The organism is Martelella mediterranea (genome assembly GCF_021021415.1).
Taxonomy (GTDB): domain Bacteria; phylum Pseudomonadota; class Alphaproteobacteria; order Rhizobiales; family Rhizobiaceae; genus Martelella; species Martelella mediterranea_C.
The window spans coordinates 1-503 of record NZ_JAINWJ010000105.1 but is presented as its reverse complement, the minus strand read 5'-3'; the positions used below and the strand labels follow the sequence as shown (position 1 = coordinate 503).

Genomic DNA, 503 nt, shown 5'->3' with positions numbered 1-503 from the left:
CCCTTGATGATCGGGATTTCGTCGCCGGGGAACTCGTAAGAGTCGAGCAGTTCGCGGACTTCCATTTCGACGAGCTCGAGCAGCTCTTCGTCGTCGACCTGGTCGACCTTGTTCAGGAACACGACGATCGCCGGAACGCCAACCTGACGGGCAAGCAGGATGTGCTCGCGGGTCTGCGGCATCGGGCCGTCGGCAGCCGACACGACCAGGATCGCGCCGTCCATCTGGGCAGCGCCGGTGATCATGTTCTTCACATAGTCGGCGTGGCCGGGGCAGTCGACGTGGGCGTAGTGACGCTTGTCGGTCTCATACTCGACGTGCGCGGTCGAGATGGTGATGCCGCGGGCCTTTTCTTCCGGAGCGGCGTCGATCTGGTCATACGCGCGAAAATCGCCGAAGAACTTCGTGATCGCTGCCGTCAGCGACGTCTTGCCATGGTCAACGTGGCCGATCGTGCCGATGTTTACGTGCGGCTTGCTCCGCTCAAACTTTGCTTTTGCCAT

General features: G+C 61.4%; 1 protein-coding gene. It reads right to left on the bottom strand.

Annotated features, from left to right (window positions below; all coding sequences use genetic code 11):
- On the bottom strand, positions 1-503 hold a 503-nt coding region (locus K7H91_RS25510; protein WP_230722966.1), incomplete at both ends, for a GTP-binding protein.